The sequence below is a fragment of the bacterium genome (assembly GCA_024224155.1).
Classification (GTDB): Bacteria; Acidobacteriota; Thermoanaerobaculia; order Multivoradales; family JAHEKO01; genus CALZIK01.
In genome coordinates, this window is record JAAENP010000161.1 from 1 (window position 1) to 5,023 (window position 5,023).

A 5,023-nucleotide genomic window follows, 5' to 3' on the forward strand; every position below is an offset into this window, starting at 1 on the left:
CGGGCGGCTCGACTGCCACGGTGCGCGTGACGGTCACCTGCGTCAACGACGCACCGGTGGCGGCCGACGACGCAGCTTCGGTCGACGAGAACAACTCGGTGGTGGTCTCGGTGCTCGCTAACGACACCGACACCGACAACGCCAATCCGGCCGAGCTGACCGTGAGTGTCAGCCAAGCGGCGACCGCGAGCGGTAGCGTGTCGACCGACGGCACGACCGTCACCTACACGCCGACCCAGAACTTCTCTGGCGAAGACCGCTTCGGCTATCAGGTCTGCGATCTCGAACCGCTGTGCGACGACGGCGAGGTCGTGGTGACGGTCAACGACCTCGGCGATCCGCCGGTGGCAACCGTGGGCATCACGGCGGTCACCAGCGGCGACGTCGACATTCAGATCACGCTTTCCGGTACCGATCCCAACGAAGACACCTTGACGTTCACGATCATCTCCGGTCCGAGTGCGGGCACTATCGACAGCATTGTGCCGGCCAGCGACCCCGCGGATCCGCTGGCCGAGGTTGTCGCGACCTACAATCCGACCGGAGCGGGCGACGTCGAAGACAGCTTCGTCTTCCAGGTCGACGATGGCAACGGTGGCACCGATACCGCTGAGGTTTTGATCAACCCCGGCGCCGAGAGCGAGCCGCCGCCACCGCTCGGTGAGGTAATCGCCAACGACCTGCTCTGCAACCCGCAGGACCCCGACGATTGCGCTGTGGAAGCCCTGCAGGGTCAGACCAAGATCACGATCGTGCTGAGCGCTGCGGCTCCGTGCGATCCGACCGGAGCCATCAATCCGGCTGAGCCGTGCGACGGTGAGGGCAACGACGTGCCCCTGACATTCTCACTCAGCAGCAACACCACAAGTCAGGGTGGCACGCTCAGCAATCTGGTCCAGGGTTCGGAGGTCCCGCAGAGATCGGCGACCGTCGATTATCTGGCTCCGAATGCTGATTTCGTCGGCAAGGATGACTTCAGCTTCATCGTGACCGGGGATGTCGATGGCAGCGGCTCGATCGACCAACCCGAAGAGACCGACACCGGTGTCGTCGAGATCAACGTGCAGGCATTTACGCCGCCGGAACCGGTCGAGGCGTTCAACCAGTTCGTGACGGCCGAAGAAGAGACACCCGTGACGGTCGACTTGAGTATCGATCCACCGGGTGGCTGCGATCCTGAGATCTTCGACTGCCGAGGAGCAACCGCGTTTGCGGGTGCGCCGGCGGCATTCGGCACGAAAGCGCCGAGCGCGGCAGGTAGTGGCTCCGGGAACGGCGTCAGCGACAGAGGCGGATCGAGCTCAGTTCTCACCGACTCGTCCACACCGACCTTTGCCCTGGGAGTCGGAGCCGGCTGGAGAGACTTCACCTGGAACGGGACGATCCCGGTGTTCGCCACCGATGATCCCTCCGGTGACGCCCAGTACGAGATCACGCTCACCGGTCCAGGCTGTGTCAGCGTTACCGACGACTTCGACAACGGCGACCAGTTTCGGATCTACGATTCCAGCAACGTGATCGGGGAGACGACTGCGGTTGCCCGTATCGACCCCGGCACAGCGTTGGGTCCAGACTTGGCTTTTGCCGATCCGGCGTTCTCGAGCGGCACCTTCGCGCTCGCTGCCGGCTCCTACTCGATCGAAGTCGAAGCTATCGGCGCCTCCTTCAGCGGCGGTCGCGGCTACATCCGCGTGGACGCCGAAGGCAGCGCCCAGTGCGAGGCTTCGCCGGCGCCCAACTTGACCATCGTCGAGTTCAGCGCACCCGCATCGATCGCACAGAGCAACTTCTTCGATTCCTCGAGCGGCTGGTACGCCTTCGGCGACAGCATTCGGGTCGTGGTTGCCAATACCGGTAACGTTGCAAGCTCCGGTGGCTTCGTCGGGCTTTACATCTCGGGCGATTCAGCGGTCACGACGACCGACGATCTCTTGATCGGCGGGCGAGAGAGTCTGCCGGCGCTGGCGCCCGGGCAATCGGCCCAGATTCAGCTGGTCGGCGTCAACGGCATTCCGGAGCTCGCGCCCACCGGCAATGTCTTCCTCGGTGCGGTGGTGGACGACCAGTTCACGATCGCCGAGATCGTCGAGACCGACAACACGGCCTCGCAGGCGCTGCTCTATCAATCGAACCCAGCGTTCACCATCACCTCGTTGCCTACGGGCGGCACCCTGACCCAGAAGGTCCTCACACAGCCAGGCAACGTCATCGTCGACGAGCCCATCACCACGGTGCCGACGACCCTCTCCGCAACCGCCATCAGCCAGGTGACCTATACGCCCAGCCAGGCCACCGTCAGCGACGGCTTCAACTTCGAGGTCTCCGACGGATTGAGCGTCGCGACGGCCTCGGTGGCGATCAACGTGGTGGTCTTCATCCCGGTCGGCACCTGCGAAGACAACGCGGCCGCCTGCGAGGACGGTCGCAATGGAGGCGGCACGCCATTTAGCGCCCCGGCGCCGATCGGCGGTCTTCCCAAGGGGGCTGCCTTCACCGTGTCGGTCAGCGGCTCCGGTGATGTCAGCAGCAACCGGCCCTACGTCGACGGCAAGAGGTACCTCGGTCTGGTCTGTAGCACCGATAGCGACTGCAGCGCCAACTTCGTTGACGGCTCGACTGTCGTTCTCTTCGCGCGTCCGACCGGAAGCGGTTCCGAGTTCGTGGAGTGGGGCGGCGACTGCCAGGGCACCGATCCGGTGACTGTGGTCCAGGCGCGCAGCGAAACGTTCTGTACCGCCACCTTCCGCGAGACGAAGGACTAAGGGGGGACGTATTGACAAGAGGTAATACAGAGAGAATGAGAATGATGCATAATCACCGCGGCGGGCCCAACGGCGGCGCCTTTGCCGAGGAACGAACCCAAAGGAGACCAGCAAGATGAACAGAAACCGGAATCTCAAAACCTTGTGGTTGATTCCGCTGGTGGCCCTCTTGGTCCTGGCGGCGCTGCCGGCCCAGTCTGCGCAGGCTCAGCTGATCGGAGGAGACCAGCAGGTCGCAACCATGGCCATTCACGGCGGGAGCATTTCGTTCGCTCCCAAGATCAGCTTCGAGGAGATGACCCTGACCGTCGCCGGCCGAGGCCACGTTTCGAAGCAGAGCTTTCGCTCCGGCGAGACGGCGTCGTTCGCGCCGGTGGACCAGGAAGGCTTTCAGCTTCCCGACGGTACCTACAAGTGGGAGCTCGTTGTCTCGCCCCGGCCGCAGGATCTGAACCCGGCCGCTTTCAGAAGCGGTAAAGTCTCGGCCGACGGGCGCATGATGGAAATGGCGGCGGCACCGAAGGGGCAGCGCCAGTTCGGCGTGTTCACGATCAAAGGCGGCGTCATGGTCGATCCGAATCTTGTCGAGGCCGAGTCGCCGCGAACTCTGGGCGCGTCGAGCATAGCGGCACCACCGAGCGCCGCTGCTCGTGCCGCCGAGCACAACGACCGAGATGGAAACTAGAACAGGGAACCCGAGAGGAGAAATAGTTATGAGATTGATGAAGACAGCGCTTTGGACCTCGGCGGCCCTGCTCGGGCTCGCCCTCATTGTGACCGCGCCGGTTTCGGCGGACCAGCAGATCCTCGACGACCTGATCGTCGACGGATCGGCCTGCGTCGGCCAAGACTGCGTCAACGGCGAATCGTTCGGCTTCGACACGATTCGCTTGAAGGAGAACAACCTCCGGATCAGGTTCGTGGACACGTCGACCTCGGCCAGCTTCCCGACCAGGGATTGGCAGATCACGGCGAACGACTCTGCCAATGGCGGCGCCAACAAGTTCTCGATCGACGACATCGACGGTGGGCGGACGCCGTTTACTATCGAGGGGAATGCTCCGAGCCACTCGCTCTACGTCGATGACGGCGGTCGGCTCGGTCTGGGCACGAACAGCCCGGTAGTCGACCTTCATGTCAAGAGCGGCAACACACCGACTCTCCGCCTTGAGCAGGACGGTTCGTCCGGCTTTACCGCGCAGACCTGGGACGTGGCCGGTAACGAGGCCAACTTCTTCATTCGTGACGTCACCAACGGCTCGACCCTGCCGATCCGGTTGCGTCCGGGCGCGCCGACCAGTGCGATCGATATCGCTGCCGACGGAGATATCGGTTTCGGCACGGCCAGCCCGGCAGCCACCTTGGACGTCCAGAACGCCGGCGATACGTTCATCAATCTGACCGACTCGACGGCCGGAGTCTTCTGGAGGTTCCAGAACCAGAACTCTGACTCGTCGTTCGTGATCACCAAGCAAGGGACCGGCAATGCCGAGCTCAAGGTGACCGACAATGGCGGTTCGGGGTCCTGCATCGAGTTCCGGGACTCTGATGACGCAGGGGCGACCAAGTGCACATTCTTGAACGGTGCTATGAGCTGCGTGACCGGTAATTGCACCTGAGCCAGCGTCGGCTGACCCGGTCCTTGTAAGAAGGCCAGGCGATACCAAGGGGGCGGCCCTCGCGGCCGCCCCCTTTTCCTATTGTGCGACCGACCTGTCGCAGCTTCGCATTGCGAACTTGTCAGATGAGACATTTGCGCAGGCCGAACCGTCTATTACCCCAGTACCGAATCTAGACGGCCGTCGCCTCATAGCTATTTCCGTATATGTAAGACTGAGTGTTATACTCCCGCGAATCTGTTCAATAACAAGAGTTGGAGGGCTGAGGACGTGAAGAGAAGTCTAGGGAACACGCTGGTTGTAGGGCTCGTAGCCGTCCTTGCCGTGGCCGGCGCATATTCGGCCGCAGCCGACGAGATCGCGTCGATGGAGCCACGAGGCGGTCTCCTGGCCTTTCGCTCGATCTCGAGCGAAGGGATGACGCTGACTGTCGCCGGGCCTGGCTACCGCAAGACCGAGCGCTTCCGGTCCGGCCAGATGCCTTCATTCACGCCGGTCGACGCCGAGGGCTACATGCTGCCCGACGGCATCTACACCTGGGAGCTGGCGGAGAACCCTCGTCTGCAGGGAGCTCCGACGGTCGCCTGGGACAAGCCGGCAAACGGCAGGCTCACGCACCGCGCCCCCCGCCACCGACGCCGA

The 5,023-nt window shown here is 63.4% G+C and carries 4 protein-coding genes; all 4 read left to right on the forward strand.

Features of this window, described 5'->3' with window-relative positions:
* The coding region (locus GY769_09905) for a hypothetical protein (protein MCP4202237.1) at positions 1–2,762 on the forward strand (2,762 nt) is incomplete at its 5' end.
* A 115-nt stretch (positions 2,763–2,877) separates the two neighbouring features.
* Complete coding sequence (locus tag GY769_09910; protein MCP4202238.1) at positions 2,878–3,447, forward strand: hypothetical protein; 570 nt, start codon at positions 2,878–2,880, stop codon at positions 3,445–3,447.
* A 37-nt stretch (positions 3,448–3,484) separates the two neighbouring features.
* Positions 3,485–4,381: a hypothetical protein gene (locus tag GY769_09915; GenBank protein ID MCP4202239.1), complete on the forward strand. Its 897-nt coding sequence runs from the start codon at positions 3,485–3,487 to the stop codon at positions 4,379–4,381.
* A 270-nt stretch (positions 4,382–4,651) separates the two neighbouring features.
* Positions 4,652–5,023 (forward strand): hypothetical protein (locus tag GY769_09920; GenBank protein MCP4202240.1); only part of this gene is annotated, 372 nt, incomplete at its 3' end.